Origin of the sequence: Cupriavidus campinensis, assembly GCF_905397395.1 — a bacterium.
Taxonomy (GTDB): domain Bacteria; phylum Pseudomonadota; class Gammaproteobacteria; order Burkholderiales; family Burkholderiaceae; genus Cupriavidus; species Cupriavidus campinensis.
The window spans coordinates 1-2,377 of record NZ_CAJPVH010000128.1; the positions used below are offsets into that span (position 1 = coordinate 1).

Annotated in this window: 1 protein-coding gene and 2 pseudogenes; all 3 read left to right on the forward strand. The window is 70.1% G+C overall.

Annotated elements, in window-relative coordinates:
* Window positions 1–798: pseudogene (locus KHO18_RS28080) on the forward strand (pilus assembly protein); the annotation flags it as partial.
* 52 nt (window positions 799–850) lie between these two features.
* Window positions 851–2,167: a CpaF family protein gene (locus tag KHO18_RS28085; protein ID WP_144199799.1), complete on the forward strand. Its 1,317-nt coding sequence runs from the start codon at window positions 851–853 to the stop codon at window positions 2,165–2,167.
* Window positions 2,148–2,377, forward strand: a pseudogene (locus tag KHO18_RS28090) (type II secretion system F family protein); the annotation flags it as partial. The gene KHO18_RS28085 and the pseudogene KHO18_RS28090, both read left to right, overlap by 20 nt.

Consider the following 2,377-nt stretch of genomic DNA (forward strand, 5'->3'; position numbering starts at 1 on the left):
ATGCTGGGCGCGCGCCAGGGCGTGGGCGTGACCAGCGCCGCCGTGAACCTCGCGGCGGCGGTGCGCCAGCGCGGCGCCAGCGAGGTGCTGCTGCTCGACCTCGGCCTGCCGGCGCGCGACGGCGCGCTGTACCTCAATATCGCGCCCGAAATTCATTTCGCCGAGGCCGTGCGCAACCTGCGCCGCTTCGACCAGGTGTTCGTACGCACCGCGCTGGCGCGCCACGCCAACGGGGTGTCCGTGCTGCCGCTGCCGGGCACGCTGTCCGAGTTGCGCGATGTCTCGTACTCGGAAGCCCTGACCCTGCTGGACCGCCTGCGCGCCTTCTTCGACCTCCAGGTGGTGGATCTCGGCGGCTTCTCCAATGCCGAGTTCATGGCCCAGATCGTCAAGGCAGCCGATGCCGTGGTGATCGTCACGGAGCAGAGCGTGGGCGCCATCGTCTCCGCCGTGGAGCTGGTGCAGGAGCTGCGCAAGCGCGAGATCGAACGGGACGACCTGCACCTGCTGGTGTCCCGCTTCGACGCGCAACTGGGCGTGGACGCCGCGCAGGTGGCCGAACGGGTGGGTGTGGCGTCCGTCAGCACCCTGCCAGAGCGGCGCGGCGCCCTGCTGCGCGCGGCCAACCGGGGCGCGGTGCTGGCGGACGACGACGCGGCGGACCCCTACGTGCGCGCGCTCGGCACGCTGATGGCGCGGCTGGGCTACGCCGCCGGGCCGGGCGAGGCACGCAGCATCCTGGCGCGGATGAAGGACAGGCTGCCGGAGGCGCTGCGCGCCGTCCGCACCGGCACCTGAATCAGACCCGAGTCGAACCTGATCCGGACTTGGCAATAGAGCTGGAACTGACATGACCCAAGCGATCGAATTTTCGGACAACGCCGCCGCACCATTTCCTGTCTCGCAGGAGTTCCATACGATCAAGGAAGCGGCGCACGAGCACCTGCTCACGCGTATCGAGGAACTCGGCGCCGAGTTCGGCCGATGGTCGCGCACGGCGATCCATCGCTTCGTGGACCTGGAGCTGGAGAGCTTCACCCGGCTGCGCCGCATCCCGATCAACGAGGCCGAGCTGCGCCAGATTGCCGAGGCGCTGACCAAGGAGCTGGCCGGCTTCGGCCCCATCGAGGACCTGCTCAACGACCCGGCCGTGGAAGATATCCTCGTGAACGGGCACATGGACGTCTACGTGTCGCGCCACGGCGTGCTGGAGCGGATTCCGGTGCGGTTTGCCGATGGCGGGCACCTGCTGCGCATCGTGCGCCGCATCCTGGCGCCGATTGGCCGGCGGCTGGACGAGTCCAACCCGATGGTCGATGCGCGCCTGCCGGACGGCGGGCGCATCAACGTCATCATCCCGCCGCTGGCGCTGGAAGGCCCGGTGGTGTCCATCCGCAAGTTCCGCAAGGACCCGCTGACGCCGGCGGACCTGCAGGCGCTGGGCACCATGAGCCCGGAGATCTGCGAACTGCTGGAGGCCGCCGTGCGCGCCCGCTGCAACATCCTGGTCAGCGGCGGCACCAGTTCCGGCAAGACCTCGCTGCTCAACGCGCTGGCCACCTTCGTGCCGGCCACCGAACGCGTGATCACCATCGAGGACACCGCCGAACTGGCGCTCAACCACCCGCACGTGGTGCGGCTGGAGAGCCGGCCGGGCGGGTTCGAGGGCACCGGCACGGTGACCATCCGCGACCTGCTGCGCAACAGCCTGCGCATGCGGCCAGACCGCATCATCGTGGGCGAAGTGCGCGGCGGCGAGGTGCTGGAGATGCTCCAGGCCATGAGCACCGGGCACGATGGCTCGATGGGCACGATCCACGCCAGCAGCCCGCGCGAATGCCTGTACCGGCTGGAGATGCTGGCCGGCTTTGCCGGCTTCCAGGGCAGCGAGGTGAGCCTGCGCCGGCAGATCGCCAACGCCATCGACTTCATCGTGCAGATTGGCCGGCTGTCGAGCGGCAAGCGGCGCATCCTGTCGATTACCGAGGTGACCGGCCTGGGCGACAACATCATCTCCACGCAGGAACTCTACCGGCACGAGCCGCTGCAGAACGCCGACGGCACCGAGGCGGACCGCTGGCAGTCGCTCGGCATCCTGCCGCACTCGCCCAAGCTCGCGCGCATGCGGCCCGCGAACTTCGGGCTCGATGACCGGTTCGATCTCTGAGATGGCGGTCGCCGGCCTGCTCATCGCCTCCGTCGCCCTGGTGCTGCTTGGCACCGGGCTGCTGCTGCTCGCCACGGCCCGCGCGCGCGGCCAGGCGGAACACGCGCGCGCGCATCTCGCCGCCCAGACCGAGCAGGTAAAGGCGCGCTACGCCACTGCCACCGACCCGGCCCCGAAAGCGGGCGCGCGCGACCTGCGCCGCCGCTGGAC

Excerpts from the sequence above, each read along its gene's own strand:
- KHO18_RS28085 (WP_144199799.1), top strand. The coding sequence starts at position 851 with ATGACCCAAGCGATCGAATTTTCGGACAACGCCGCCGCACCATTTCCT.